General features: G+C 67.0%; 20 protein-coding genes. 11 read left to right on the plus strand and 9 right to left on the minus strand.

Translation table 11 applies throughout. From position 1 onward, the window contains the following. The first annotated feature begins 90 nt into the window (after positions 1 to 90). Positions 91 to 2,736 carry a bifunctional diguanylate cyclase/phosphodiesterase gene (locus tag ACQ7JA_RS22740; protein ID WP_430901984.1) on the plus strand — a complete coding sequence of 882 codons (2,646 nt, stop codon included), beginning with the start codon at positions 91 to 93 and terminating at the stop codon, positions 2,734 to 2,736. Here the strand turns inward: ACQ7JA_RS22740 and ACQ7JA_RS22745 are convergent. Then, complete coding sequence (locus tag ACQ7JA_RS22745; RefSeq protein ID WP_430901985.1) at positions 2,733 to 3,644, minus strand: LysR substrate-binding domain-containing protein; 912 nt, start codon at positions 3,642 to 3,644, stop codon at positions 2,733 to 2,735. The genes ACQ7JA_RS22740 and ACQ7JA_RS22745 overlap by 4 nt on opposite strands. A gap of 110 nt (positions 3,645 to 3,754) precedes the next feature. On the opposite strand from ACQ7JA_RS22745, the gene ACQ7JA_RS22750 reads away from it, so the two are divergent. After that, positions 3,755 to 4,144 (plus strand): RidA family protein, encoded by a 390-nt coding sequence (locus tag ACQ7JA_RS22750; protein ID WP_430901986.1) that lies wholly within the window; start codon positions 3,755 to 3,757, stop codon positions 4,142 to 4,144. A gap of 121 nt (positions 4,145 to 4,265) precedes the next feature. Here ACQ7JA_RS22750 and queC read toward each other — a convergent pair whose 3' ends face one another. Then, positions 4,266 to 4,967 carry a 7-cyano-7-deazaguanine synthase QueC gene (queC, locus tag ACQ7JA_RS22755; RefSeq protein ID WP_430901987.1) on the minus strand — a complete coding sequence of 234 codons (702 nt, stop codon included), beginning with the start codon at positions 4,965 to 4,967 and terminating at the stop codon, positions 4,266 to 4,268. A 152-nt stretch (positions 4,968 to 5,119) separates the two neighbouring features. On the opposite strand from queC, the gene ACQ7JA_RS22760 reads away from it, so the two are divergent. After that, entirely contained in the window at positions 5,120 to 6,970 is a 1,851-nt protein-coding gene (locus tag ACQ7JA_RS22760) for an autotransporter assembly complex protein TamA (RefSeq protein WP_430901988.1), read from the plus strand. Then, entirely contained in the window at positions 6,970 to 11,403 is a 4,434-nt protein-coding gene (locus tag ACQ7JA_RS22765; RefSeq protein WP_430901989.1) for a translocation/assembly module TamB domain-containing protein, read from the plus strand. Before ACQ7JA_RS22760 ends, ACQ7JA_RS22765 begins: the two co-directional genes overlap by 1 nt. On the opposite strand, the gene ACQ7JA_RS22770 is transcribed toward ACQ7JA_RS22765, so the two are convergent. Further along, complete coding sequence (locus ACQ7JA_RS22770) at positions 11,400 to 12,311, minus strand: LysR family transcriptional regulator (protein ID WP_430901990.1); 912 nt, start codon at positions 12,309 to 12,311, stop codon at positions 11,400 to 11,402. The two genes, ACQ7JA_RS22765 and ACQ7JA_RS22770, sit on opposite strands and share 4 nt — an antisense overlap. 92 nt (positions 12,312 to 12,403) lie before the next feature. Here ACQ7JA_RS22770 and ACQ7JA_RS22775 point away from each other — a divergent pair, with 92 nt between their 5' ends. Continuing rightward, positions 12,404 to 13,411 carry a sodium-dependent bicarbonate transport family permease gene (locus ACQ7JA_RS22775; RefSeq protein ID WP_430901991.1) on the plus strand — a complete coding sequence of 336 codons (1,008 nt, stop codon included), beginning with the start codon at positions 12,404 to 12,406 and terminating at the stop codon, positions 13,409 to 13,411. Between the two features lie 3 nt (positions 13,412 to 13,414). Here ACQ7JA_RS22775 and ACQ7JA_RS22780 read toward each other — a convergent pair whose 3' ends face one another. Further along, complete coding sequence (locus tag ACQ7JA_RS22780; protein ID WP_430901992.1) at positions 13,415 to 13,600, minus strand: hypothetical protein; 186 nt, start codon at positions 13,598 to 13,600, stop codon at positions 13,415 to 13,417. A gap of 121 nt (positions 13,601 to 13,721) precedes the next feature. Here ACQ7JA_RS22780 and ACQ7JA_RS22785 point away from each other — a divergent pair, with 121 nt between their 5' ends. Both ACQ7JA_RS22785 and ACQ7JA_RS22790 read left to right on the plus strand, forming a co-directional pair. After that, positions 13,722 to 14,240: a hypothetical protein gene (locus ACQ7JA_RS22785; protein WP_430901993.1), complete on the plus strand. Its 519-nt coding sequence runs from the start codon at positions 13,722 to 13,724 to the stop codon at positions 14,238 to 14,240. Next, positions 14,237 to 14,593, plus strand: a complete 357-nt coding sequence (locus ACQ7JA_RS22790) for a hypothetical protein (RefSeq protein WP_430901994.1) — start codon at positions 14,237 to 14,239, stop codon at positions 14,591 to 14,593. The genes ACQ7JA_RS22785 and ACQ7JA_RS22790 overlap by 4 nt, the downstream gene beginning before the upstream one ends. 73 nt (positions 14,594 to 14,666) lie before the next feature. Here ACQ7JA_RS22790 and ACQ7JA_RS22795 read toward each other — a convergent pair whose 3' ends face one another. The 5 genes from ACQ7JA_RS22795 to ACQ7JA_RS22815 all read right to left on the minus strand — a co-directional run bounded on the left by ACQ7JA_RS22795 (position 14,667) and on the right by ACQ7JA_RS22815 (position 21,630). After that, positions 14,667 to 17,489 (minus strand): ATP-binding protein, encoded by a 2,823-nt coding sequence (locus tag ACQ7JA_RS22795; RefSeq protein ID WP_430901995.1) that lies wholly within the window; start codon positions 17,487 to 17,489, stop codon positions 14,667 to 14,669. A 9-nt stretch (positions 17,490 to 17,498) separates the two neighbouring features. Further along, positions 17,499 to 18,212, minus strand: a complete 714-nt coding sequence (locus tag ACQ7JA_RS22800) for a hypothetical protein (protein ID WP_430901996.1) — start codon at positions 18,210 to 18,212, stop codon at positions 17,499 to 17,501. Beyond that, the gene (locus ACQ7JA_RS22805; protein WP_430901997.1) at positions 18,205 to 19,596 is read right to left on the minus strand and encodes a hypothetical protein; all 1,392 of its coding nucleotides are present in this window, start codon (positions 19,594 to 19,596) and stop codon (positions 18,205 to 18,207) included. The genes ACQ7JA_RS22800 and ACQ7JA_RS22805 overlap by 8 nt, the downstream gene beginning before the upstream one ends. Positions 19,597 to 19,765: 169 nt before the next feature. Beyond that, entirely contained in the window at positions 19,766 to 20,518 is a 753-nt protein-coding gene (locus ACQ7JA_RS22810; protein WP_430901998.1) for a DUF3108 domain-containing protein, read from the minus strand. Beyond that, a complete protein-coding gene (locus tag ACQ7JA_RS22815; protein WP_430901999.1) occupies positions 20,515 to 21,630 on the minus strand; it encodes a DUF3108 domain-containing protein in 1,116 nt (371 codons plus the stop codon). Before ACQ7JA_RS22815 ends, ACQ7JA_RS22810 begins: the two co-directional genes overlap by 4 nt. 115 nt (positions 21,631 to 21,745) lie before the next feature. On the opposite strand from ACQ7JA_RS22815, the gene ACQ7JA_RS22820 reads away from it, so the two are divergent. The 4 genes from ACQ7JA_RS22820 (at position 21,746) to ACQ7JA_RS22835 (ending at position 24,141) form a co-directional block, all read left to right on the plus strand. Beyond that, positions 21,746 to 22,432 carry a PhaM family polyhydroxyalkanoate granule multifunctional regulatory protein gene (locus tag ACQ7JA_RS22820; protein ID WP_430902000.1) on the plus strand — a complete coding sequence of 229 codons (687 nt, stop codon included), beginning with the start codon at positions 21,746 to 21,748 and terminating at the stop codon, positions 22,430 to 22,432. 6 nt (positions 22,433 to 22,438) lie between these two features. Then, complete coding sequence (locus ACQ7JA_RS22825) at positions 22,439 to 22,831, plus strand: GFA family protein (RefSeq protein WP_430902001.1); 393 nt, start codon at positions 22,439 to 22,441, stop codon at positions 22,829 to 22,831. 119 nt (positions 22,832 to 22,950) lie between these two features. Continuing rightward, the gene (locus ACQ7JA_RS22830) at positions 22,951 to 23,196 is read left to right on the plus strand and encodes a hypothetical protein (protein ID WP_430902002.1); all 246 of its coding nucleotides are present in this window, start codon (positions 22,951 to 22,953) and stop codon (positions 23,194 to 23,196) included. A gap of 672 nt (positions 23,197 to 23,868) precedes the next feature. Then, positions 23,869 to 24,141, plus strand: a complete 273-nt coding sequence (locus tag ACQ7JA_RS22835) for a hypothetical protein (RefSeq protein ID WP_430902003.1) — start codon at positions 23,869 to 23,871, stop codon at positions 24,139 to 24,141.

Consider the following 24,141-nt stretch of genomic DNA (forward strand, 5'->3'; position numbering starts at 1 on the left):
CCGGGCTATCCCGGCCGTATTTATTTTGCGCTGCGCATGCGGGACTGGCCTGTAGAATCGGGCCATGTTTCTTCACCCGACACGGCGCCCATGCGAGCCTTTGCCACTTCCGACCTGAAACCGAGGCGCCCGTATTCGCTGGCGCGCCTGGCGATCGTGACCGCCGGCCTGATCGCCGCCCTGGGCTTCGTGACGGCCGCGATGCTGTTCGCCAGCTACCAGGATGCGCTGCGCGAACAACAGGTCACGCTGCGCAACGTGGCGGTCGCCTTCGCGGCGCAGACGGCCGGCGTGTCCCAGGCCATCGAAGGCGCATCCCAGGGCGCTGCGCGCATGCTGCTGGCGCGTCCTGCGACGCCACAGGCCACGACGCTCGACGATACGCAGGTGCAGGCGGCCCACCCCTATCTGCTGCGCCTCGTGCTCTTCGATGCCGCCGGGCGGCTGGCCGGGAGCGTCACCCCCGGCACCAGCAGCCTGGACATGCCCAGCTTTCCTGCGCCACCCACCGGCGCGATCGCACGCCGCATCACGGTCTCGGACGTCGACCGCGTCACCGGCCGCGCCGTCCTGAACTGCATGCATCCGGTGCGCGACCGTGCCGGCCGTCTTGCCGGCACCGTGGTGGCCCAGGTCGATTCGCGGCGCTTCGAACGCCTCTACAACCTGGTCGAACTCGGGCCGGGCGGATCGGTGACCCTGCTGCACCGCGACGGCACCATGCTGGTGCGCGGGCCCGGCTATCCGGCCGGGATCGGCCGCTCCTTCCTCGATACGCCGCTGTTCCGCGAGCAGCTGCCGCGCGCCAGCCGCGGCGCCTTCCAGGCGAAAAGCCCGATCGACGGCAGCGTCGGCCTGTACGGCTACGACGTGGTCGAGGGCGCCGACCTGGTCATCATCACCGGCATGAAGCGCGACGTCGCCCTGGCCGGCTGGTACGGGCGCCTGTGGACGGCCCTGGCCTTCTACCTGCTGCTGTCGGCCGTGCTGGTGCTGCTGGCCTGGCGCGTCGCCCGCGACACGCGCCGCCAGTACCGCCTGGTCGACATGGTGTCGGCCAGCGAGGCGAGGCTGGCCAAGCGTTTCGACTACCTGTCCTCGATCGTCAACGCGATCGGCGCCCCGGTCTGGGTGCTCGACGGCGCGCGCCGCATCGTGCTGGCCAACGATGCCTTCGCCCGCCTGGTGGGACGACCGCGCGACACCCTGCCCGGCCTGGAAGAGCGCGCGGTGTTCGACGGCGCCGACAGCGACCGCGAACGCCGCTACGAACAGGTGCTGGCCCACGGAACCAGCCTGGACGCGGCCGGTTCGGTGCGCGACGGCAGCGGCGAAGCCCGCACCGTGATCCAGCTGACCAGCCGCCTCACCAGCGAGGACGGCAAGGCCCACCTCGTGAATGTGCTGACCGACATCACCGAGCGCGAACGGGCCGAGGCCCGCCTGGCCTGGCTCGCCGAATTCGACCCGGTGTCGGGCCTGCCGAACCAGCTTCAGTTCTGGCGCCTGCTGCAAGCGCGGATCGCGGCGGCCGCCGGACGCGAACTGGCGGTCGTCACGCTGATGCTCGACCGCCTGCACGAGATCGTCGACCTGCTCGGCCACGAGGCCGGCAACCGTGCCCTGCGCCAGGTCGCGGAGCTGCTGCGCGAAGCCTGCGGCGACACGGCCGTGGCCGCGCACGTGCGCGGCGCCGAATTCGCCGTCATGCACGATGCCGCCGGCGGCCGCCAGGCGGTGGAGCGCTTCGCCACCGAGCTGCATGCCCTCATGTCGGGGCCCTTGCGGCTCGACGGACGCGATTTCTACCTCGGACCGCGGCTGGGCCTGGCGCTGTTCCCGCACGACGGACAAAACGCGGACGAACTGCACCGCAACGCCCAGGGCGCGGCCAGCGGCGCCGGCATCGAGCTCGAACAGGCCGTACGCTTCTTTTCCGCCAGCGCGCATACGGAACTCGGCCGCCGCCTGACCATCGAGGCCCACCTGCGCCGCGCGCTGGAACGCGGCGAGCTGCGCCTCGTCTACCAGCCCAAGGTCACCGTGCAGGACCAGCGGGTGGTCGGCTTCGAGGCCCTGCTGCGCTGGACCAGCCCCGAACTGGGCGCCGTGTCGCCGGTCGAATTCATCCCGATCGCCGAACGCACCGGCCTGATCACCCCGATTGGCGCCTGGGTGCTGGAAGAAGCCTGCCGCCAGATGGGCGAATGGAACACGCGCCTGGGCCGGCCGGTCAGGGTGGCGGTCAATCTGGCGCCGTGCCAGCTGTACCAGAAGTCGCTGCTCGACACGGTGCGGCGCTGCCTCGACCAGTACCGGATCGAACGCGGCTGCCTCGAGCTGGAGATCACCGAGTCGGCCCTGATGAGCCGGGAAGAGGAAGTGGACGTGCTGATGCACGACATCCGCGCCCTTGGCGTCGACCTGGCGATCGACGACTTCGGCACCGGCTACTCCAGCCTGGCCTACCTGAAGCGCTTCCCGGTATCGCGCCTGAAGGTGGACCGCGCCTTCGTGCGCGACCTCGGGCGCGACGAGGACAGCGCCGCGATCGCACTCTCGATCGTCAACCTGGCGCGCGGGCTGAAGCTGAAAGTGGTGGCCGAGGGGGTGGAGACGGAGACCCAGCTCGCGGTGCTGCGCGGGATGGCTTGCGACGAGTACCAGGGTTTCCTGTTCAGCAAACCGCTCGAGCGCGAAGCGGTGCTGCCGCTGCTCGAAAGCGTGCGGGCCTAGCCCGGCAACGGCGCATGCTGCGCCATCAGCGTGCTTACCCAGTCGATGAAGACGCGCAGCTTGCGGCTCATGTGGCGGTTCGGCGGATACGCGATGTGCAGCGGCATCGGGTCGATGCGCCAGTCGGCGAACAGCGGCGCCAGGCGGCCCGCCAGCACGTGGTCGCGCGCCATGTAGTCGGGCAGCCACAGCACGCCCAGGCCCGCCAGGCCGGCGGTGAGATAGGCGTTGCCGTCGTCGATCGACAGGATGTGCGTGCCGCCGACCGTGGCCGTCTCTTCGCCACGGTGCATGGCATAGGGGAAGCCGCCGCTCCGGTTCCAGCGAAACCGGACGATGCGGTGGTGCGAGTCGATCAGTTCGGCCGGGTGGGCAGGCGTGCCGGCGCGCGCGAGATAGGCGGGGGCCGCATACACGCCCAGGCGCAGCTCGCCGACGCGCCGCGCCACCAGCGAGCCATCCACGATCTCGCCGCCGCGCACGACGCAGTCGACGTTCTCGCCGATCAGGTCGACCTTGCGGTCGCTGGCGCCCATCTCGAACTGGATTTCCGGGTATTGCGCGTGGAAGGCCGGCAGGGCCGGCACCAGCACCATATTGGCGAAGGGGCTGGGCACGTCGACCCGCAGCTGGCCGCGCGGGGTGGCCGCGTTGCCGGGCAGGCCGATCTCGACGTCCTCGAGCTCCGCCAGCAGGCGGGCCACGCGCTCGTAGTAGACGGCGCCGTCCTCGGTGACGTTGACCTGGCGCGTAGTGCGGTTGAGCAGCTTGACGCGCAGGTGGGCCTCCAGCTGCTGCACCAGCTGGGTCACGCTGGTGCGGCTCATGTGCAGGGTCTCGGCCGCCCTGGTGAAACTGCCCGCCTCCACCACCCGCACGAACGCCCGCATGGCATCGAACCTGTCCATCCCGCCTCCGAATTATTTGGAATGCGCAAACAGTCCTGACTGGAATTGTCTGTTTATCCGCACAATCCGGAAGACTACCATTCTCCTGACCTCAACCAAGGAGAAATGCGATGACAGTACGTGAAGTAGTCTTCCCACCGGGCCGCCAGGCCCTCTATGAGAAGAACCGCTACTCGCCGGCGGTGAAATCCGGCGGCTTCCTGTTCGTTTCGGGCCAGGTCGGCAGCCGCGAGGATGGCTCGCCCGAACCGGAACTCGACGCCCAGGTGCGGCGCGCCTTCCAGAACCTGAACGCGGTGCTCGGCGCGGCCGGCTGCAGCTTCGCCGACGTGGTCGACGTGACGATGTTCCTGGTCGATCCGGAAAAGAATTTTGAATTTATCTGGGACGTGGCGCGCGAGTACTGGGGCGAGGCGCCCTACCCGAACGCGACGGCGGTCGGCGTGACCTGGCTGTATGGCTTCCAGTTCGAGATCAAGGTGGTAGCCAGGCTCCCGTAGGGCTGTTCCGGTCCAGTGGACCGGAACACGCTTCGCCGTCCGCGCGTTCAACCGGCGTAAAATGGACGATACGCGTCAATTCACCGTGTAGTTGAACGCGCGGTCGGCGAAGCCGACCACCCTACGAAGCCACGTACTGCTCGTAGCCGCGCGCCCGCAGCGCGCAGGCCGGGCAGGTGCCGCAGCCATGGCCCCAGGGGTGGGCCGCGCCGCGCTCGCCCAGGTAACAGGTGTGGGTGTCGAAGCGGATCAGGTCGACCAGCGCCGCGCCGCCGCAATCCTCGGCCAGCTGCCAGGTCTGGGCCTTGTCGATCCACATCAGGGGCGTCTCGACCTTCAGCCTTGTCGCCATGCCGAGATTCAGGGCCACCTGCAGCGCCTTCATGGTGTCGTCGCGGCAGTCCGGGTAGCCGGAAAAATCGGTCTCGCACATGCCGCCCACCAGCACGTTCAAACCGCGGCGGTAGGCCACGGTCGCCGCCACCGTCATGAACAGCAGGTTGCGGCCCGGAACAAACGTGTTCGGCAGGCCGTTTTCCTGCATCGCGATGGCCACATTGCTGGTCAGGGCCGTGTCCGAGATCTTCGAGATCAGGCCCAGGTCGATCATGTGGTCCTCGCCCAGGCGCGCATCCCATTCCGGGTTCAGGGCGCGCATTTTAGAGAGCACGCTTGGCCGCACTGCCAGCTCGATCGCATGGCGCTGGCCGTAGTCGAAGCCGATCGTCTCCACGTGCGCATAACGCTGCAATGCCCAGGCCAGGCAGGTGGTGGAGTCTTGGCCTCCGCTGAAGAGGACGAGTGCGGTGTCTTGCGATTGCATGATCGAGTTCCGGAAGGTGGACAGGAGAACCGCGCATTCTGGCATAAAACCGGGTCAATCGTGCAGCGCCAGTGGCGCACGCAAGACTCAGCAGTCCGTCGTCGTTTTTGCCAATCCGTTAAGATTGCCATGAAATTCTTCGTCGGAGTGCCATGTTTCCTGTCAGATCGATCCCCTGCCGCCTGTTGCCCCTTTCCCGTCTCCTGATGGGGATAGGCGCTTTTCTCTTCGCAACCGCATTGCACGCCCAGGGCATCGACTACCAGGTCCGCATCGACGCGCCCCGCCAGCTGGAGAACATGCTGGAGGAAAACCTCGACCTGATGCGCTGGCGCGGCAATCCGCGCGTCGACATGGAGCAGTTGCAGCGCCTGGTCAAGGAAGCCCCGGCCCAGGCCAAGACCTTCATCGCCACCGAGGGCTATTACTCGCCCAAGATCTCCGCCGGTCTCGATACCAGCGGCAGCCGGCCGGTGGCGCGCGTGATCGTCGACCCGGGCGAGCCCACCTTGGTCGGCGACGTCGACCTGGTGCTGCAGGGCTTCGCCCCCATCGACGAAGGCGCGGCGCCGTTCGATGCGGCGGCCCTGCGCCAGCGCTGGCAGCTGCCGGTGGGCGCGCGCTTCCGGCAAGCCGACTGGGAAGCCGCCAAGCGCGAACTGCTGCGCGACGTGGCGCAGCGGCGCTTCCCGCGCGCGCGCCTGGTTGAGACCAGCGCCACCGTCGACCCGGAAGAACGCCGCGCCCTGCTCCACGTCGTGATCGACAGCGGCCCCGAGATGCGCTTCGGCGAGCTGCGCATCCGCGGCCTGAAACGCTATCCGCGCGAGGTCATCACGAATCTGAACCGCATCAAGCCGGGTGACGAATACAGCGAGGCCGCCCTGCAGGCCCTGCAATCGCGCCTGCAGGACACCGGCTACTTCAGCAGCGTGGAAGTCAGCGCCGACATGCGCGCCGTGCTCAATGCCGAGATCCAGGACCTGAAGGACGGCGACAACGATGCCGACGGCGATCCCACCACGGTGGAGCCGTCCACCGGCCCCACCGTGCTGCCGGTGCTGGTGCGCGTCACCGAGAACAAGCGCAAGAACGTCGAGGTGGGCCTCGGCTTCTCGACCGACACCGGCGCGCGCGCCCAGGCCAGCTACGACGACCTGAACGTGTTCGGCAAGCGCATGAAGAGCGACATCATCTACGAACAGAAGCGCCAGACCGCGCGCGTCGATTTCTATTGGCCGACCACGCCCAAGGGCTACAACGACAGCGTCGGCGCCGGCGTCGAGCGCAACGACGTGCGCGGCGAGATCACGACCCTCGCCACCGTGGCCGCGCGCCGCCAGTGGGGCACGCCGCTGCTCGAGCGCAGCCTGACCCTCGAGGCCCTGGTCGAGAAACGCGAAGTACCGCCCGATCCGGCCACCACCACGCGCAGCCTGCCGCTCACCTACAGCATCACCAAGCGCCGCCTGGACAGCCTGATCCAGCCGACCGACGGCTATGTGCTGCAGGGCCAGTTGGGCGGCGCGCTGCTGACGATCCTGACCGACGAAAAATTCCTGCGCCTGTATTTGCGCGGCCAGATGTTCAAGCCGCTGGGCGAATCCGGCACCCTGGTGCTGCGCGGCGAATTCGGCGGCGTGGCGGCCAAGGAAAAACTGGGCGTGCCCTCGACCTTCCTGTTCCGCGCCGGCGGCGACCAGTCGGTGCGCGGCTACGGCTACCGCGAACTGGGCGTGCGCGAGAACGGCGCCATCGTCGGCGGCAAGTACATGATCACCGCAAGCGCCGAGTACCAGTACTGGTTCCGTCCGCCCTGGGGCGTGGCCTTCTTCTACGACGCCGGCAACGCGGCCGACAAGGTCGGCGACCTGAAACCGAAGTCCGGCTTCGGCGTGGGCGCGCGCTGGCGCAGCCCGGTCGGCCCGATCAACGTCGACCTGGCCTATGGCCACGCCGTCAAAAAGGCGCGCCTGCACTTCTCCCTGGGATTCACCTTCTGATGGAAACGAACGACACCACCCCGCCGACCACGGAACCCGCGGCGAAACCACGGCGCTGGCCGCGCCGCGTCGCCATCGGCGTCGTCGTCACCGGCGTGATCGTCGGCGGCACGCTCTGGTACCTGGGCCGCGAGACCACGCTGCAGATGATCGCGCAGAAGGTCGCGGCCTCCACCGGCGGCAAGCTGACCCTCACCGGCGTACGCGGCTCGCTGTACGGCGCCATGCACATCGACCGCATCGTGTGGCGCACCGACGAGCAGCTCATCGTCGCCAACACGATCGACCTGCGCTGGTCGCCCGCGCAGATCGTCTCGCGCGGCATCCTGGTCGACGAACTGCACGCGGCCAGCGTGCGCGTCGAGACGCTCAAGGAGTCCGAGGAAAAGAGCACCATGCCGGTGAAGCTGGCGCCGCCCTTCCCGGTCTCGATCGACGATGCACGCCTGAACCAGGCCGTGTTCGTGTCCAAGGGCGCGGAAACGCGCATCGACAATATCCGGCTGCGCCTGGAGGGCAACAAGCAGCGCTGGGAAGTGCGCGACGCCGCCGCCGTGACGCCCTGGGGCGACGTGGCGGCAACCGGCAGCATCGGCGCCCAGCGTCCCTTCAAGCTGGACGCGACGGCCAGCCTGACGCAGTCGCAGGCCAAGGCCGGCGCCCGTGCGGCACAGTTGCATTTAAAGGTCGGCGGCGACCTGGAGACCACGCTGGTGGACGCGAATGGCCAGGCCGGACGCGCCATTGGCGACGCCCGCTTCGTCCTCTCGCCCTACGCCGATATTCCGCTGCGCGAGATGCGCATCAACGGCCGCAACGTCGACCCGGGCTTCTTCAATCCTTCGCTGCCGACGGCGGATCTCACCTTCGCCATCGCCGGCAAGCTGGACGACAAGCGCAATATCAGCGGCCGCGTCGACATCACGAACGACGGCCCGGAAGGCACCATCGACCAGCAGCGCCTGCCGCTGCGCAGCATGCGCGGCCAGCTGGGCGGAAGCCTGGACGCCCTGCAGGTGTCCGATGTGCTGATGGACTTCGGCGCGGCCGGCCGCTTCACCGGCACGGGCGGCGTGCAACGGGGCGCGGACGAGGAAGGCCTCGGCACCGCGCGCTTCGCCCTGCACACCGACCGTTTCGACCTGAAGGGCATCTATTCCACGATGAAGCCCACCGCGATCCGCGGCGACATCCAGGTGAGCAATGCCGCCAACGTCCAGACCCTGCAGGCCAACCTGGCTGACAAGGCCTTGCGCCTGACGGCCCTGGCGACGCTGGAAAAGAACGTGGTGACGGTGCGCGAAGCCCGCATATCCGCTGGCGGCAGCCGCGTCGACGTCACCGGCAACATGAACCTGCTGGACGACAAGGCCTTCAAGGCCAATGCCACGGCGAGCCGCTTCAACCCGGCCAACTTCGGCGACTTCCCCCAGGCCGACATCAACGCCAGCGTCGACGTGGCCGGGGCCCTGGCCCCCGCCTGGCGCGTGGACGCCGACTTCGCCGTGCGCCGCAGCCGCCTGTTCGACCAGGCCCTGAGCGGCGAAGGCAAGCTGCACGCCGACGCCAAGCGCATCAGCGGCATCGACGCCACCCTGGCCCTGGGCCAGAATACGGCCGCGCTCAAGGGCGCCTTCGGCGGCGCAGGCGACCGCCTGAACTGGCGCCTCGACGGGCGCCAGCTCTCGGCCGCGCGCAGCGACCTGTATGGGGCCATTAATGCCAGCGGCGTCGCCACCGGCACCATGGCCGCACCCCGTACCACGTTCACGGTCGACGCCAACAACCTGGGCTGGGTCGCGGCCCAGCGCAAGAACGCCAACGGCAGCCTGCGCGCCAGCGGCGAAGCCTGGCTGGCCGGCTCGGAAGGCGCCCGCTTCGTCGAAGCGAAGGTGAGCGGCACGGCGCAGCGCTTCAACCCGGCCGCCTTCGGCTCGCCCCTGGCCGGTTCGATCAACGGCGCATTCGATGCGAGCGGCCGCAGCGGCGCCGACTGGCGCGGCGCGCTGGACCTGCGCGTGCAGGATTCGACCCTGTCGAATTCGCCGCTGTGGGGCCATGCGAAACTCACGGCCGACCGCCGCCACGTATCGAATGCCGACGTCGACCTGCACGTGGGCGCCAACCTGGTTGCCGCCAAGGGCAGCTTCGGTGCGGGCAACGACCAGCTGGCCTGGCGCATCGACGCACCGCAACTGGCGGCGCTCGGCCAGGACTACGGCGGCGTGCTGCGCGGCCAGGGCACCCTGTCCGGCACCATGGACACGCCTTCGCTGACCGCGGCACTGGAAGGCCAGAACCTGCGCCTGATGGGCGTACACAACATCCGCTCGCTGCGCGCCAACGCCACTATCGGCTCCGGCCGCGGTGCGCGCGATGCGATCGCGACCGATATCCAGATGCTGGACTACGTGAGCGGCGAAACCCGCATCGCTTCCGCCAGCCTGAAAACCGACGGTACCCGCGGCGCACATACCCTGCGCGCGGCCGCCGTCGGCGACGCTTTCGATGCCAACGTCGAGGTGCGCGGCGGCTTCTCGGGCGACACCTGGAGCGGGACCCTCGCCGCGCTGCAGAACCGCGGCCGCTACGCGATGGCGCTGCAGGCGCCGGTGCCCCTCACCATTTCCGGCGCCAGGGGCAGCGGCGTGATGGGCCTGGCCAAGCCCGAGCGCATCGCCTTCAACGGCGCCGTGGTGCGCCTGCCGGCCGGCAGCATCACGGTCGATTCGCTGGTCAAGAACGGCCCGCGCTGGGCCAGCCGCGGCCACGCCGACAACGTGCCCCTTACTTACCTCGCCCAGTTCTCGCCGGCCATCCGCGACAATGCGCGTGGCGACCTGACCTTGGGCGCCCAGTGGGCCCTCGACCTGCGCACGGCCACCGCGACCGGCGGCGCGCCGGCGCTGGACGGCATGGTCCACGTGTTCCGCGAAAAAGGCGACGTGATCGCCGGCAGCGACAGCCCGGTCCCGCTCGGCCTGCGCACGCTGGACGCGCGCGCCGACGTCACGGGCGGCGCCCTGCGCGTGAAGGTCGCGCTGGACGGCACGCGCACCGGCACCGCCAACGTCGACGGCACGGCCCAGCTGATCCAGGGCCGCCTGGACCGCGACAGCCCGATGCGCATGACGGCCAACGCGAACATGGGCTCGATCGCCTGGCTGGCGTCCTTCGCCGGCCAGTCCGGCCTGGAACTGGACGGCGCGCTGCGCCTGGCCCTGACCGGCTCCGGCACCATCGGCACGCCGCGCCTGGACGGCAGCGTGCAGGGTGACCGCCTGGCGGTGCGCTGGCCCGAACAGGGCGTGCGCCTGCAGAACGGCGAGCTGCGCGCCAGCCTCGCAGGCGACCAGCTCAACCTGCAGCGCCTCTACTTCCAGGGCCGCCAGGGCAGCGCCTCGGCCGACGGCTCGCTGCGCTTCTCCAGCGGCCTGGCCGCGGCCGACCTGCGCCTGACCCTCGACAAGCTCGAGGCCCTGTCGCGTCCCGACCGCACCGTGGTCCTGAGCGGCAAGGCGTCCCTCGTACGCGACAGCGAACGCTTCGCCCTGGAGGGCAATGTGCGCGCCGACCGCGCCCTGATCGAATTCGCGCCCCAGGGCCGCCCGACCATGTCGGACGACGTGATCGTGCTGGGCCAGGGCGGCGCCAAGCCGGTGGCTTCCAACAAGAAGGAAGAGCTGCCGCTCACCATCGACCTGCGCGCCGACCTGGGCGAGGAATTCAAGCTGCGCGGCCTCGGCATCGATGCGACCCTGGCCGGCAACGTCCGCGTACGCAAGATCGGCGCCGGCGCCCCGCGCGTGAACGGCACCATCCGCGCCGTCGAAGGCGACTACGCGGCCTACGGCCAGAAGCTCGCCATCGAACGCGCCGTCATCACCTTCAGCGGCCCCTACGACAACCCGGCCCTCGACGTGCTCGCGGTGCGCAAGCGCCCCGAAGGCGAGCAGCTGTCCGAGACCAATGTGGAAGCCGGCGTGCGGGTGCGCGGCACGGCGCAGTCGCCGCAGGCCCAGCTGGTGTCGACGCCGAACGTGCCGGACAGCGAGAAGCTGTCCTGGCTGGTGCTGGGTCACGGCATGGAAGGCACGAGCGGCAACGAGAAGGACGTGCTGGCCGCCGCAGCCGCCGCCCTGCTGGGCGGAAAGGGCGGCACCGGCGGCATCACCCAGAAGCTCGCCACCTCGCTCGGCGTCGACGAACTCGGCCTGAAGCAGGCGAACGGCACCGCGACCGGCCTGGAGAGCACGGTGGTCACCGTCGGCAAACGCATCTCCTCGCGCGCCTACCTCAGCTTCGAGCAGGGCGCGACCACGGCCTCGAGCCTGGTGCGCCTGCGCTACAAGTGGAGCCCGAAGATCACGCTGCAGTTCCAGACCGGCACCAATACGGCGCTGGACGTGCTGTATTCCTGGGCCTTCGACTAACGCGCCTGCCCTTCCTGGCGCGGCTGGCTGGCATGATCGAGATGCTGAAGGAAGGCAGCCGCGACCGGGGACAGCTTCTTGCCCTTCGGGTAGAGCGTCCACCAGCGCGACTGCACCGGGAAACTCTCGACCGACAGCACGGCAAGTCCTTCCTCGGCAGGCCGCTCCCCCAGCGCATGGCGTGAAATCACACCCAGCCCCAGGCCGGCCGCGACGGCCTGCTTGACCGCCTCGTTCCCGCCCAATTCCATACGCACATCGGGCCGGAATCCCAGCGCCCGGAAATGATTGTCGCAGGCAAGCCGGGTGCCGGAGCCCTTTTCACGCAGGACGAAGCGCATCGGCGCCAGCTCCGCCAGCGCCAGGCCGCGCCGGCCGGCCAGCGGATGGGAGGCCGGCGCGATCACTTCCAGGGGATTGGACAGGAAGTCGTGCTGCTCGAGCCCGATGTCTTCGGGTGGCATCGACATGATGTAGAGGTCGTCCAGGTTCTCCCGCAGCCGACCGAGGACGCCGTCCCGGTTCATGACTTCGAGGGCGACATCGATATCCGGAAAGGCGGCGCAGAAGCTGCCGAGCACGCGCGGCACGAAGTACTTCGCGGTACTCACCACCGAGATCCGCAAGCGCCCGCGCGTCATGCCCTTGATTCCGTCGACGTGCTGTTCGAACACGATCCACTCGTCCAGCATGGCCCGCGCCGTCACGGCCAGCGCCTCGCCCACCGCGGTGAGATAGAGCCGCTTGCCGACCTGTTCATAGAGTGGCATGCCGACGCTGTCCGACAGCTCGCGCAACTGCATCGACGCCGTGGGCTGGGTGACATGGCAAGCGCGCGCGGCTGCCGTTACGCTCAGGTGTTCGGCAAAAGCGAGGAAAAGTCGGAGTTGGCGGAATGTCGCGTGCATAGGAATTTATCGATGCATCTCATCAGCATAATCGATTTTTTACGATGAGCGAATGCACTTAGGATGCCTCACCTTTGTTGATTACGAAAAATATGAACAATTTCCTCGATCCTGCCATCCTCTTCTTCGCCTTCGGTATCCTGGCCGGTTGCCTCAAATCCAACCTCGAAATTCCGCCTCCGATCTCACGCTTCCTGTCCCTCTACCTCTTGATGGCGCTCGGCCTGAAAGGTGGGTTCGCGCTGGCCCACTCCGGGCTCACGGCCGAGATCGTCACCAGCCTCGGATGCGCCGTCCTGCTGGCGATCCTGATTCCCCTCGGGGCCTATCGGCTCCTGACGCGTTTTCTATCGGGTTTCAACGCCGCAGCGGTGGCCGCCACCTATGGTTCGGTGAGCGCGGTGACCTTTATCTCGGCTACCCAGTACCTCGACGTGCAGGGCATCGCTTACGGCGGCCACATGGCGGCGGCCATGGCGCTGATGGAATCGCCGGCGATCGTGATCGCAGTCGTCCTCGCGAACACATTGCGGCAATCCGGCGCCGCAGCTTCCGTCCTGCCTGCGGCGGACGGCACGGCGGCGCTGGGAGGTGGGCCGGGACAACGTGTCGGCCTTGGCAAGATCCTGCATGAGTCGTTCACCGATGGCACCCAACTGCTCCTCCTCGGCGCCATGCTGGTCGGCCTGCTGACGGGCGAAGCCGGCAAAGCTGCCATGGCGCCGTTCTCGGTCGACCTGTTCAAAGGCATGCTTGCCTTCTTCCTGCTTGACATGGGCTTGCTGACTGCCCGCAACCTGGGCAAATTGCGCGAGCAGTCGCGCTGGCTGCTGGCCTACGCGGCCGGCGCGCCGCTGGTCCACGCCGGACTTGCGCTTGGCCTGGCGTTCCTTTTCAGCCTGTCCACGGGGAATGCGGCCCTGCTGATGGTTCTCGCCGGCAGCGCCTCGTATATCGCCGTGCCGGCAGCGCTGCGCTACGCGATTCCGGAAGCCAGCCCTTCCGTCTATTTCAGCATGTCGCTCGGCGTTACCTTCCCCCTGAACATCCTGGCCGGCATTCCGCTGTACACCTGGATTGCCGGCGCCGTGCTCGGCTAGCACTCAGTGAAAAACGCTCGGCTTCGGATCGGGAACGGGCTCGACGTCGCCGGCAGGCGTGTGGGAATGGCCGGGCTGGTGGTGCGGATGAGGCGTATCGAAAGGCTCGGGCGCCGGTTCCTCGACCGGGGCCGGGTCCGGTGCACGGTGCGCCTTCACGGGGAAATGCGGAAACGAAACTGCATTCATGGCGGGAATCTCCTCATTCAAACCGGAAGAGAACCTTATCATGAGCGCCCCGGGGCTGTCGTTCGCCGCCGTCTCCCGTGCGGGGAGGCTACAATGGCAGGCTCAACGAACACATCGCACCATGGACCTCTCGATCACCACCCTCATCCTGCTCGTCCTGACGCCCCTCCTGGTCTGGCGCGTCTACAACCGCATCAAGGCGCGCATGGTGCGCCAGCGCTCGATCGTCTCGCGCCACTACACCGGCGTGCTGGTGTTCGGCGCCATGATCCTGGTGCCGGCCGCGCAACTGCTCGACAACATCACCAACCTCGGCGCACTGGCGGTCGGCGCCGCTTTCGGCATCGGCTGGGGCGTGTGGGCCATCAAGCGCACCCGCTTCGAAGACACGCCGCAGGGCTACTACTTCACGCCACCGATGCGCGTGGGCATCCTGATGGCGATGATCCTGGTGGCGCGCATCCTCTACCTCGGGGTCGAGATCTACGCGAACCAGGGCAAGGGCATCCCGGCGCCGCGCCTGACTGATGACCCGCTGACCATGCTGTGCGTGGGCCTGACCGCGGGCTATTTCGGGTATTACTCGGCCGGGCTGCTGCTGTGGCGCCGCAAGCTGCGCAAGGCGATCGACCTGGAATGAGAGCGCCCAGGCAGCGCTGGAACTGGGTCCAATCGGCCGACCTGGGCGGCCGGTGGATCACGACGCAGGGATACGCCGAGGTGACGCTGGCCGGGAACAAGCTGCACGCGACGCTGCGCTTCCATGCCGAGGACGGCAGCATCTACCAATCGCTCGAAGCCATCCTTGATGAGGATGGCGTGGAAGCGACTGTGCGCTCCTCCGATCCGACTGTCGCCCCATTCCACCTGGGCGGAACGATCTTCCAGGGCGATCCGCGCGACGGCGTTGAACCGATGATGATGTTGCTGACGGATGGAACGACCGTGCTCAGCCTGGCACATGGCCCTCACTCCGACCAGGGAAACCTATAAAACCTTCGATACGCCCGCAGCCGTGGAACGGCAACGACACAAGTAAAAAGGGAGCCGTCGGCTCCCTTTGTTCTTACGCGGCCTTCGCCTCGTCTTTCCTCCGCTGCAGCACGAAGATCGGCTGCGCCCACTGCACATCCTTTTTCTTCTTGCTGGTGATGAGGGTCAGCTCCGACGGATCGTAGACGTCCGTGTTGTGCGTCAGCGGCGTCGTCATCAGGTACTGGGCGTCGGTGTTCTTCAGGAACTCGCCGACCAGCTGGATGTTGCGGATGTCCAGGTGGGCGAAGGGTTCGTCGATGAACACGAAGCCGCCCGAGCCTTCCTCGGACTTCAGCAGGCCGATCAGCAGCACCAGCGACTTCATCACCTGCTGGCCGCCCGAGGCCTCGCCGTCGTTCATGCCGATCTGGTCCTTGCCGTCGAACTTGAAGCGCACGTGCAGGCCGGCCTGGGCCAGCTGCACGTCGTCGTTCTCCAGGCGCACCGGGTCGGCCTGGACGTCGATGCCCGCCAGCTCGCCCAGCTCCTTGATGTTCTTGGAGTAGGTCTTGATCGTGTAGCGCAGGCGCTCGATGTAGGCGCCGCGCGCATTGGCCGTGGCTTCGATCGCGCGGTTGTTCTGGTAGCGGCGCTCCTCGGTTTCGGATTGGCGTCCGCTCAGCTGGTCGTTCAGGCGCGCGTACTGGTCGATGACGGTGCCGTCCTGTTCCCAGTCGTCGCGCGCAAGGGCGTGCTCGAGCGAGGACAGGCGCAGGTTGACCTGGTGGGCGTTCTGGTGCTTGGCGACGATGCCGCCGCGCCAGGCGGCATTCTTCCAGGTCTTCGGCACGTCGCGCCAGCCTTTGCGCAAGGCCAGCAGCGCCTGCGCGTGTTCGGCGCGCTGCTCGATGGTGCGGCGGTTGTTCAGGCGCATGCCGGCTTCCGCCTCGGACAGGGCCATGCGCGCGTTCTGCCACACGGTGTCGGCGCGGGTGCGCGCCACGGTCGCGTTCTTGGTCAGGGTCGACAGCTCGCCCAGGCGCGCGCCGACTTCGAGGCGCTCGGCCTTCAGTGGCTGCAGCGCACGCGCGGCTTCCTCGAACTCGGCCTGGCGCGCCGACAGTTCCTTGGCCGCGTCCACGCCGGCGATGCGGCCCTTGAGCGCGCCCACTTCAGCGGCCAACTTGCTGATGGTGAGGGTCAGCGCGTCTTCCTGCGCTTCGAGGGACGGCAGCAGCTTCTGGATCGCTTCCAGGCGCTGGGTCTTGCCGGCCGAGCCGAAGCGGTAGCGCGACGGTTCGACGAACAGCGAGCGGCCGCCGCGGCGTTCGCGGTGGTAGGCGTCCGGCGTGATCCACTCGTCGGCGCCCGACTTGAAGCCGGCGTCGACCGAGTCCACGCGCTCGATGCGCTCGAGCTGGTCGATCAGCCATCCCGGGGCCTTGCCCGAGAAACGCACCACCGACAGCAGGCTGTCGTCCTTCACCACCGGCGCTTCGATGCAGTCCGGGACGATGAAGTGGCGATAGCGTTCCTTTTCGGCCAGGCGGTAGGCCGCCGGCGCATCCTTGGCCTTTTCCAGCAGCACCACCGAGGCATAACCGCCGAGCACACCCTCGACCGCGCCCTGCCATTTCGGGTCCGTCACTTCGACGATGTCCGACAGCATGGCATGGGCGATGCCTTCGTCGCGCAGGGCGCGGCGCATCTGGCGCTGGGCTTCCGGTTCCGGCATGGCGCTCTTGCCCTGCAGGGCCGAGATGGTCGCCATTTCGGCGGCGATCTTCGCCGAGACGTTGTCGCGCTGCTGCTTGTTCTTGGCCAGCTCCGCTTCTTTTTCGTTCAGCTGGTTGGCCACTTCGGCCAGGTCGGCGCCGGCGTCCGCCGACAGCTTCTGCAGGCGCTCCTTCTGCTCGGCCAGGCTCTCCAGCGGCTTGAGTTTCTGGTTCACCTGGGTGAGGCGGCCGGCCAGCTCGGTGGCTTCCTGTTCCAGCTGGGTCTCCAGCTTCTGCGCCTCGGTCAGCGCGCGCTGCTGGGCGGCCAGCTGCTGGCGTTTCTCGGCCAGGATGGAATCCGCCTGCAGCAGGGGCTTCCTCGCTTCCTTCAGGTTGCGGCTGATGGTCGCGGCCTTTTCACGCGCCTCGTGGTATTCGAGGGCGGGCAGCACGTCTTCCTGCAGTTCCTTCTTTTCCTTGTGCAGGTCTTCCCACTGGTGGTAGTTGGCCACGCGCAGGCGCAGGCCTTCCAGGTTGATGCGCGAGGTCTCGAGTTCGGCCTCGAAGCGCTTCAGTTCCGTCTCGGTATCGCGCTGGTGGCGCTTGGCTTCGTCGTAGGCGTCCAGCACTTCCTTGTCGCCGAAGACCTGGAACACCAGGTCCAGCAGCTGGCGCGGCGCGTATTCGCACAGCTTGTCCGTCTCGCCCTGCTCCAGCGCCAGCACCTTCGACATCGCCGGCGACAGGCCGGCCGAGGCCAGGCGCTTCTTGTAGTTCTCGACGCCGAGCCAGTCGGTGGCTTCGGTGACTTCCTCGATCTCGACGTTCCCCGGCCGCATCAGGTACTGGCGCTTCCAGTCGCCACCGTTCTTCTGCACCTGGCAGAACAGGGTCACTTCGTCGTCCGAGAAGAAGCCGGAGTGGCGGAAGGGACGGTTCGACAGCTGGCGGCCGACCGGCTTGTTGTCGACCACGGCGCGCAGCCAGGCGCTCTGCTGGCCCGAGTGGCGCGCATAGTGCTTATACGTGCGGCCCATCGAGCAGTCCAGGCCGAACAGGGTGCGCAGCGCGTCCAGCAGGGTGGTCTTGCCGGAGCCGTTCTGGCCGGCGATCGTGATGATCTTGGCGTCCAGCGGGATGTTCTTGATCCGCTGCCAGTAATCCCAGTGGACCAGTTCGAGTGATTTGATGTGGAACATGGGGATACCTTAGTTCGGAGTTTCTTCGTCGGCCGCGTCGGCAACCGCTTCGACCACCGCATCGTTGGCGGCGTCGATCTTGCGCGGCGCCGCGGCCAGCGGGGCGCGCTTGAACACCTCGGCCAGCGCGCCGTTGATGATGCGTTCCTTCAGCAGGTCGGTGTCCATCATGAGGTCCAGCAGCGGGCCTTCCAGGATCACGTCGCCGCGGCGCTCGATGAAACCGAGCTTCGACAGCACGCCCAGGTTCATGTCCATGCGGGTCTTCTTGCCCAGCTTGTCGCCGAAGTCGGACAGCAGCGCGGTATACGAGATGCCGATCGAGGTGTCCTCGGCGCGCGGGATCGGCGCGTCCTTGTCGAACATATCGGTCTGGTCGTCGTCGACCGTGACGTGGGTCTCCTGGCGCTCGCGCTTCGGAAGGATGATCTGGGCCCACAGCACCACCAGCAGGGCCACGCCGTCGCGGGTCAGGCCGAAGTTATTGTTCTGCCAGATGTCCTTGGCGCCGAATATCTTCGGCTCGACATTGCGGTGCAGGGCGATCGTCACGTGGTCGGCATACACGTTGTCGAGCAGCTTCAGGCCGGATTCCAGCAGGCGCTTGTCGACTTCGATGCGGAAGGCTTCGTCCGACAGCGCGCGCTTGACCATCTTGTCGTCGCGGCGCAGGGTCTGGTGCGTCAGCAGGCGCGCGATCAGGATTTGTGCGTCGTCATTCATCGGTGTTGCCGCTTTCGGGACTGTCTAGATTAAGTGAGAGGGTGGCGATCGACATCGCCGCCACTTCCGGATCGTCGAGCTGGATCATGCTGTCCGTCGGTTCGAACTTCACCGGCAGGCGCGCCAGCTCGGCGGTCGCGCCCTGCAGGCTGGCCTCGGCCGCGTCGCCCAGCAGGGGCAGCAGCGAGGCGCGGTAGGACGCCACGGCAAAGCTGGCCGGCAGCAGCGACTCGTGCAGCGCCACTTTTTTAGGACCGCTGTCCGAGAATTCGGGGAAGTTGCCGAGGTTGGCGAAGTCGGCCAGCTTGTTGATCCAGTCGTTCAGTTCGGCCATCATGGCCGGGTTGTCGTTGACCGTCAGCGGTGCATCCTGGCCGCTCGGCAGGCCTTTCGGGCCGGTCGAGGTCACGCGCTCGAGCAGCAGCTCGGTCTCGGCCACGTCGATCATCTCGGCAGGCGTCGCGAAGAGCGGCACCACCGGACGGTCGATCGCGCCCTCGGCCAGGCTGGCCAGGTCTTCGTGGGCCAGCAGCCAGCGCTTGACGTCCGTGGTCGACAGGCCCGACTGGCCCAGGTGCACGCGCTGGCGCTCGATCTGGTTCAGGGCGCGCGAGAACATGCCCTGCATGTTCAAGAGCGCGCTCTGGGCGCGTCCGATCGCCTGGGCCGCCTTGTGCGTGGCTGCATCCGCGTTCGGGTCTTGCAGGATGGCGCGCAGGATGACGGAGCCCTTCTCGACCCAGTCGCAAGCCATGTGCCACTTCGCCTGCGAGGTGCGCAGGCGAAACTCGGAACCGGAAGCGATCGCGTCGCGGAACTCCTCGGTGAGTTCCACCAGGCGGCCCAGCAGGTGGCGCAGCTGCTCCACCGTGACGCCGCCCACGGCCTGGGCGCCGGCCACCTGCGACAGCAGGAAGCCCATCTCGGCATCGTCCTCTTCCGGCTTGGCCAGGGCGATCAGGGTATCGAGGGCGGAGAGCACATTGCGCGCCAGCGGCGTGATGCGGTAGACCGCGCCGGGCGCATCCCAGGCCAGCAGGCCATGGCCGCGCAGGCGGTTCAGGACCGTCTCCAGGCTTTCCGGGATCAGGTAGGCCAGCTTGTTGTTGATGTCGGCGCGCGAAAAGGCGGAGCTGCCAGTGTCGCTGGCCAGCTCGCGCAGCACCAGGAGGCGCACCAGCACGCCGTCCTGGGTGCCGTGGAACAGGGCGGTAAACGCCGACAGCATCGGCTGCGCGCGCTTGAGGTGATAGACCTGCTCGATCTCGTCGGGCGCGACCCCGTTCTGGAAGTGCGCCTGTAAAGGGTCGTCTTCCTGAGGGGCCAAATCGGCAGTAATGCGGGAGTCTGCGGCGAGCGCCGCGCCGGCCAGGTTGTCGATCATGTAGGGGTACCGTTCATCTGGGCGCGGACGTGCTCTGCCGTCCGCGGGGGCGCCAGTATAACAGTTTAGGATGGGCAATTAGCAGTCCGGCAGGCCCCAGGGAGGCCTGCCATTGCAGGAAAGACACACTCCAGCATTGCCTTATTTACAAGACAATGTTGTGAAAAACTCAATGTTTCGTGACCGTGCTCAGGGTCTGCTCGATCTGTTCCTTCTCGCCTTCCTGGTAGCGCAGCTTCACCGGATACCACTCGTGCTGCGGGGCCAGCCAGATCTCCAGCGACTGTTCCTTCTTGTCCGCCACCGGCTGGCGCGAGACCAGCACGGCATCGACCTCGCCCAGGCCGGTGCGCACCTTTTCGCGGCGCACCACCTCGAAGACCCAGCTCTCGGCATCGCGCCGGCCGGCGACGAAGAAAGGCCATTTGGAGCCGGCCTTGAACTTGTCGCCCGCCGCGCGCGCCACGGCGGCCAGCTGCCAGGTGATCGACACGCGGTCCTGCTCGCCGCCCTTGAGCCGGTAGACCTGCTTGCTTTCGCTGAAGCTCAGGGACTTCGCGTCGCGATCAAAAGTAGCCGTGGTCGGGTCCTTGCGCATGCGCTTCTCGACGAATTCGACGGGCGCCAGGCCCCAGGCATCGATGGCGCCGCTGCTGCGGTCGTCGGTGATGGTACCCAGCACCGGCACCTTCGATTCGGCCTTGATAGTGTATTTACCGTCGCCGGCGCGCCAGGTGACAATGGCTTCGCCCTTCAGGCTGAAGCCGCGCTGGCGCGCCTGCAGTTCATAGTGCAGGTCGGCCGAAGCCGGCAGCTCGAAGGGACGCTTCGCGCTGGCCGGCGCATCCTGGGCCGTGGCCGCGCCGATGGCGCCGGCGAGAAGCAGGCCGAGGCCTGCATGTTGTAGTCGTGTGTGCATCATGTGTTTCCTGTTCGGTTCATGGCGATCTGTTTGACGGTCTGGGTGGTCACCGCGCCGTTGGCCTCGCTGCTCTGGATCTTTACGGGAATCCAGCCATGGGCGGGCGACAGCCAGATGTCGAGCCGCGATTTGTACGAGCCCTGCTTCGGCGGCCGCGCAATGCGCACCGTCTGCAGGCGCCCGATCGGGGTGTCGATCTCCTCCGGACCGACGACGTTGAAGGTATAAACGCTCCCGTAGCGCTCCTCGCCGACAAACATGTCGATGTCGCCGGTGAGCTGGGCCGCGTCGCCGCGCGCGATCGCCGCCAGCTGCAGCGGCACGGTGGCCTTGTCCTGTGCGCCGGGCAGCAGGTCGTATTTCGCCTCCGAGGCCGAGAAGGTCACCTGGTTGCCGGGCCAGTCGAAATGGGTCGCGGTCTGGGAGCGTCCGCGGCGCTTCTCCGTCATCTTCACCGGTGCGAAGCCGGTATTCCCGACGTGGCCTTCGCTCGTCAGGACCACCAGGTTGACGCGCGCGAACACGACCTTGATGCCGGCTTCGAAGCGCATCTGGTAGCCCTGCTCCGCCAGTTTCCACGCTAGCCGCGCCTCGCCGCTCCATTCGGTGCCGTTGGCGTCCTTGCGCGCCACGTCATACATGATGTCGGCCGGCGGCGGCACGTCGACCTTGTAGCGGCGGATCGTATGCACGATCGGGGCCGCCGCCCCTTCCGCGGACGGCAGGAGGGTGGGAGCGCCGGCGATCGCGGGAATAGCCTTCGGCGTGGGTGCGGGCGGCGTCTCCGGCGGCGGCGCGGGCGGTCCGGGCGGCCCGGCCGGCGGCGCGATCGCATCCTGCACCACCATATCCGATGGCAGCGGCTCGAAGTCAGGCAAGGGCGGCTGCGCCATCTTCGGCTGCGGCGGCGGCACGGGCGCCAGGTCCGGCGCGGGATCCGCCTGCGCGGGCAGCAGCTCGGCCACGCTCACCAGGCCTTCGCCATCGCGCATCGGCAGCGCCAGGCCCTGGGTGCCGGCGGTGAGCCAGCCCAGCGCCAGCCAGTGCAGCAGCACGACCAGCGTGCCGAACACCAGCGCGCGCCGCCGCTGAGGAGAAAAAGGGGAACGCATGCCACTAGTGTAGCCTGTGCGCGGCATGGATGCTGCCAGGCAGCTTTGCGCGCCCCCTTGGTAGCGATGTTAGTTATCTGCTACGCTAGGCTTCTCACCCACCCGGAGAACACCGATGCTCAAGCCGCCCATGACGAATGCCGCCGGAATGACCGATACCCTGGAATTCGTGAAAAACCTGTGGGGCGGCATGCACGTCCCGGGCGTCATGGCGCCGGGGATGAGCGGGGCCGGCCTGTCCACCGAGGACCTGGACAAGAAGATCGCCGACCTCAAGGCCGTCGAATCCTGGCTGAACCTGAACCTGGGCATGCTGCGCGGAACTATCCAGGCGCTCGAAGTCCAGCGCGGCACCCTGGCCACCCTGAAAGCCATGGGCGACAGCATGGCGCAGGCCATGCAGCGGGCGGGCACGGATCCCGCCCTGGCCCAGCCCTTCGCGCAGTTCTTTGCCCAGTCCGCCACGGCGCCGGCGCCATCGGCGCCCCAGCCGGACGCGCCAGCAGCCCCGGGCGGCGCGGCGGAAACGGGCGATCCGTCCCAGGCCGGCGCCGCCATGCCCGCAGCGGTCGCGTGGTGGAATATGCTGCAAGACCAGTTCCGCCAGGCTGTCGCGACCGCCATGCCGCCCGCCGCCCCCCCAGCCGACGGCGCCGCGGCCAAACCGCCTGCCGAGCCGACAGCCAAGGGTGGCTCGCCGCTGGACGTGTCGGGCGGCGCGCCGGACACCGCGCCCGCCAGCCCGCCGGTGCAAGGCGCCCGCGTCGGCAAGAATCCGCGCACCAAGGTCGGCAAGAGCTGACGCGCCATGGACCAGGTGACCGGCGGCTGCCTGTGCGGCGAGGTTCGCCTGGCCGCCTCCGGCCGTCCCCGCCGGGTCGGTCTCTGCCACTGTCTCGACTGCCGCAAGCACCACGGCGCGCTCTTCTATGCGGCGGCCATTTTTTTCCAGACTGCGGTGACCGTTACTGGTGACACACGCGAATATCGCGGACGGCATTTCTGCCCGCGCTGCGGCTCCTCCGTGTTTGCGCGCAGCGAGGATGAGATCGAAGTGCATCTCGGCGCACTGGATGCGCCCGACCAGTTCGTGCCGACCTACGAGAACTGGGTGGTCCGGCGCGAGTCCTGGCTGCCGCCATTTTCGCTTGCCCACCATTACGCGCGTAATCGCGAGACCGCAGAGCCCGGCGAAAAATGAACGCCTGCCCGAACCGGGCCTATCGGCTGTGACAATTCACGCATTATCGGGACCGTCCGGTCGCTATGATGCTGCCAGTGACACGCAACTCCCGATAATCAAATCTGATTCGAGATCGCATGAACTGGAACGATTGGCCCATCGCATGCTGGGCAATGTCAACGCTACTCTGCCTGCTGACGCGACGCTGGTTCGACGCCACCTGGTCCGCATGCTTCGCTGTGTTCATGGTGTTCGACAGATGGCTGCCGACCGCGCTTCCGCTGCAGTTGCACTACGTTTTCCTGGGTGTAGGCGTGCTGCTCGTCACCGCCGAGGTCATGACACAGTACCGCCGCTACAGGAAGAGTTTGCTCAGTCAGTAATGGCGACAGCTCCTCAACCCCAGAATGCCGGCTTTGCACTATCAGTTCGGTAGATTGAGCGTGCGAATAGGGTTCGGCCCTGGATAGAAGTCCAGCTGGCTCGGTCCATTCACTTTTAATCAGAGATCACACATGGAAATCGCAGGAATTCCAGGGATATTTATTGGCTGGGTCGTGCTTGCCATAGCTTTCTGCGTGTTTGTACTCGCCTGGCGGCGGCGTTGGAAAATGGCCCTCTGGTACGACGGCATCTAAACAGTTTTGATGGTGATCGCCGGAATGCACTTTGATGTGATAGACCATGTCGTCGTGAGTGTCGGCCTGGGTATGACTGCAATATTCAGTCTGATGGAATTCAGGCGCATGCATCCAAAGAGGAACCGCTACGAATTGTAGTTGTAGCGGCGGTCCGCTCCGGCGTTAAGCTTGCGCTACGATAGGTCTGCTATCGGCCCAGGCTGTGTAAAAACGCGAGAAAAATCGCCGAACAAAAAAATCGACCTCTCAGAACAGTCGCAACGCGATTTTCTCGATGTCGGGAGGGGTCACCCTACCCATGAAAATTTCAAGTTTTTGCGTTTTTACACAGCCTGGGCCACGAGCGGACGTTCGCTACCGCGTGTTGTCGCTATTCGGGTTGCGGTCCATTTGGCTTAAATTACTGACATAATAATGACTAGTCTTCTTTTGCCGGCGCATCTTCGTGCCAAGCTTGGCCCCGAGATGAAGATGGACGTTCACTGGGTAGACGTGAAGCTGGCCGACGGTAAAAAGTTCATGAATCTGGTCGTTCGCGGGGGAAGTACGATCACTGGAAGGGCCACCGATCCAAATGGCGAGGGAGTGCTTCCGTTCGTATCGGAGGACATCGTTGCTTTGCGTCGTCACGCATTGCTCGGTACGTTATGGCCGTTCTGGGATCAAAACGGTAACCGACGTGGCTAG

It is taken from the genome of Massilia sp. BKSP1R2A-1, assembly GCF_050586525.1.
Taxonomy (GTDB): domain Bacteria; phylum Pseudomonadota; class Gammaproteobacteria; order Burkholderiales; family Burkholderiaceae_D; genus Telluria.

Bases quoted from the DNA above. Each gene is read 5' to 3' on its own strand.
- ACQ7JA_RS22745 (WP_430901985.1), bottom strand. From the start codon at position 3,644: ATGGACAGGTTCGATGCCATGCGGGCGTTCGTGCGGGTGGTGGAGGCG.
- ACQ7JA_RS22795 (WP_430901995.1), bottom strand. From the start codon at position 17,489: ATGTTCCACATCAAATCACTCGAACTGGTCCACTGGGATTACTGGCAG.
- ACQ7JA_RS22810 (WP_430901998.1), bottom strand. From the start codon at position 20,518: ATGATGCACACACGACTACAACATGCAGGCCTCGGCCTGCTTCTCGCC.
- ACQ7JA_RS22775 (WP_430901991.1), top strand. From the start codon at position 12,404: ATGAACAATTTCCTCGATCCTGCCATCCTCTTCTTCGCCTTCGGTATC.
- ACQ7JA_RS22780 (WP_430901992.1), bottom strand. From the start codon at position 13,600: ATGAATGCAGTTTCGTTTCCGCATTTCCCCGTGAAGGCGCACCGTGCA.
- ACQ7JA_RS22740 (WP_430901984.1), top strand. From the start codon at position 91: ATGCGAGCCTTTGCCACTTCCGACCTGAAACCGAGGCGCCCGTATTCG.
- ACQ7JA_RS22805 (WP_430901997.1), bottom strand. From the start codon at position 19,596: ATGATCGACAACCTGGCCGGCGCGGCGCTCGCCGCAGACTCCCGCATT.
- ACQ7JA_RS22760 (WP_430901988.1), top strand. From the start codon at position 5,120: ATGTTTCCTGTCAGATCGATCCCCTGCCGCCTGTTGCCCCTTTCCCGT.
- ACQ7JA_RS22835 (WP_430902003.1), top strand. From the start codon at position 23,869: ATGACTAGTCTTCTTTTGCCGGCGCATCTTCGTGCCAAGCTTGGCCCC.
- ACQ7JA_RS22790 (WP_430901994.1), top strand. From the start codon at position 14,237: ATGAGAGCGCCCAGGCAGCGCTGGAACTGGGTCCAATCGGCCGACCTG.
- ACQ7JA_RS22820 (WP_430902000.1), top strand. From the start codon at position 21,746: ATGCTCAAGCCGCCCATGACGAATGCCGCCGGAATGACCGATACCCTG.
- ACQ7JA_RS22815 (WP_430901999.1), bottom strand. From the start codon at position 21,630: ATGCGTTCCCCTTTTTCTCCTCAGCGGCGGCGCGCGCTGGTGTTCGGC.
- ACQ7JA_RS22825 (WP_430902001.1), top strand. From the start codon at position 22,439: ATGGACCAGGTGACCGGCGGCTGCCTGTGCGGCGAGGTTCGCCTGGCC.
- ACQ7JA_RS22785 (WP_430901993.1), top strand. From the start codon at position 13,722: ATGGACCTCTCGATCACCACCCTCATCCTGCTCGTCCTGACGCCCCTC.
- ACQ7JA_RS22765 (WP_430901989.1), top strand. From the start codon at position 6,970: ATGGAAACGAACGACACCACCCCGCCGACCACGGAACCCGCGGCGAAA.
- ACQ7JA_RS22830 (WP_430902002.1), top strand. From the start codon at position 22,951: ATGAACTGGAACGATTGGCCCATCGCATGCTGGGCAATGTCAACGCTA.
- ACQ7JA_RS22770 (WP_430901990.1), bottom strand. From the start codon at position 12,311: ATGCACGCGACATTCCGCCAACTCCGACTTTTCCTCGCTTTTGCCGAA.
- ACQ7JA_RS22800 (WP_430901996.1), bottom strand. From the start codon at position 18,212: ATGAATGACGACGCACAAATCCTGATCGCGCGCCTGCTGACGCACCAG.
- ACQ7JA_RS22750 (WP_430901986.1), top strand. From the start codon at position 3,755: ATGACAGTACGTGAAGTAGTCTTCCCACCGGGCCGCCAGGCCCTCTAT.
- queC (WP_430901987.1), bottom strand. From the start codon at position 4,967: ATGCAATCGCAAGACACCGCACTCGTCCTCTTCAGCGGAGGCCAAGAC.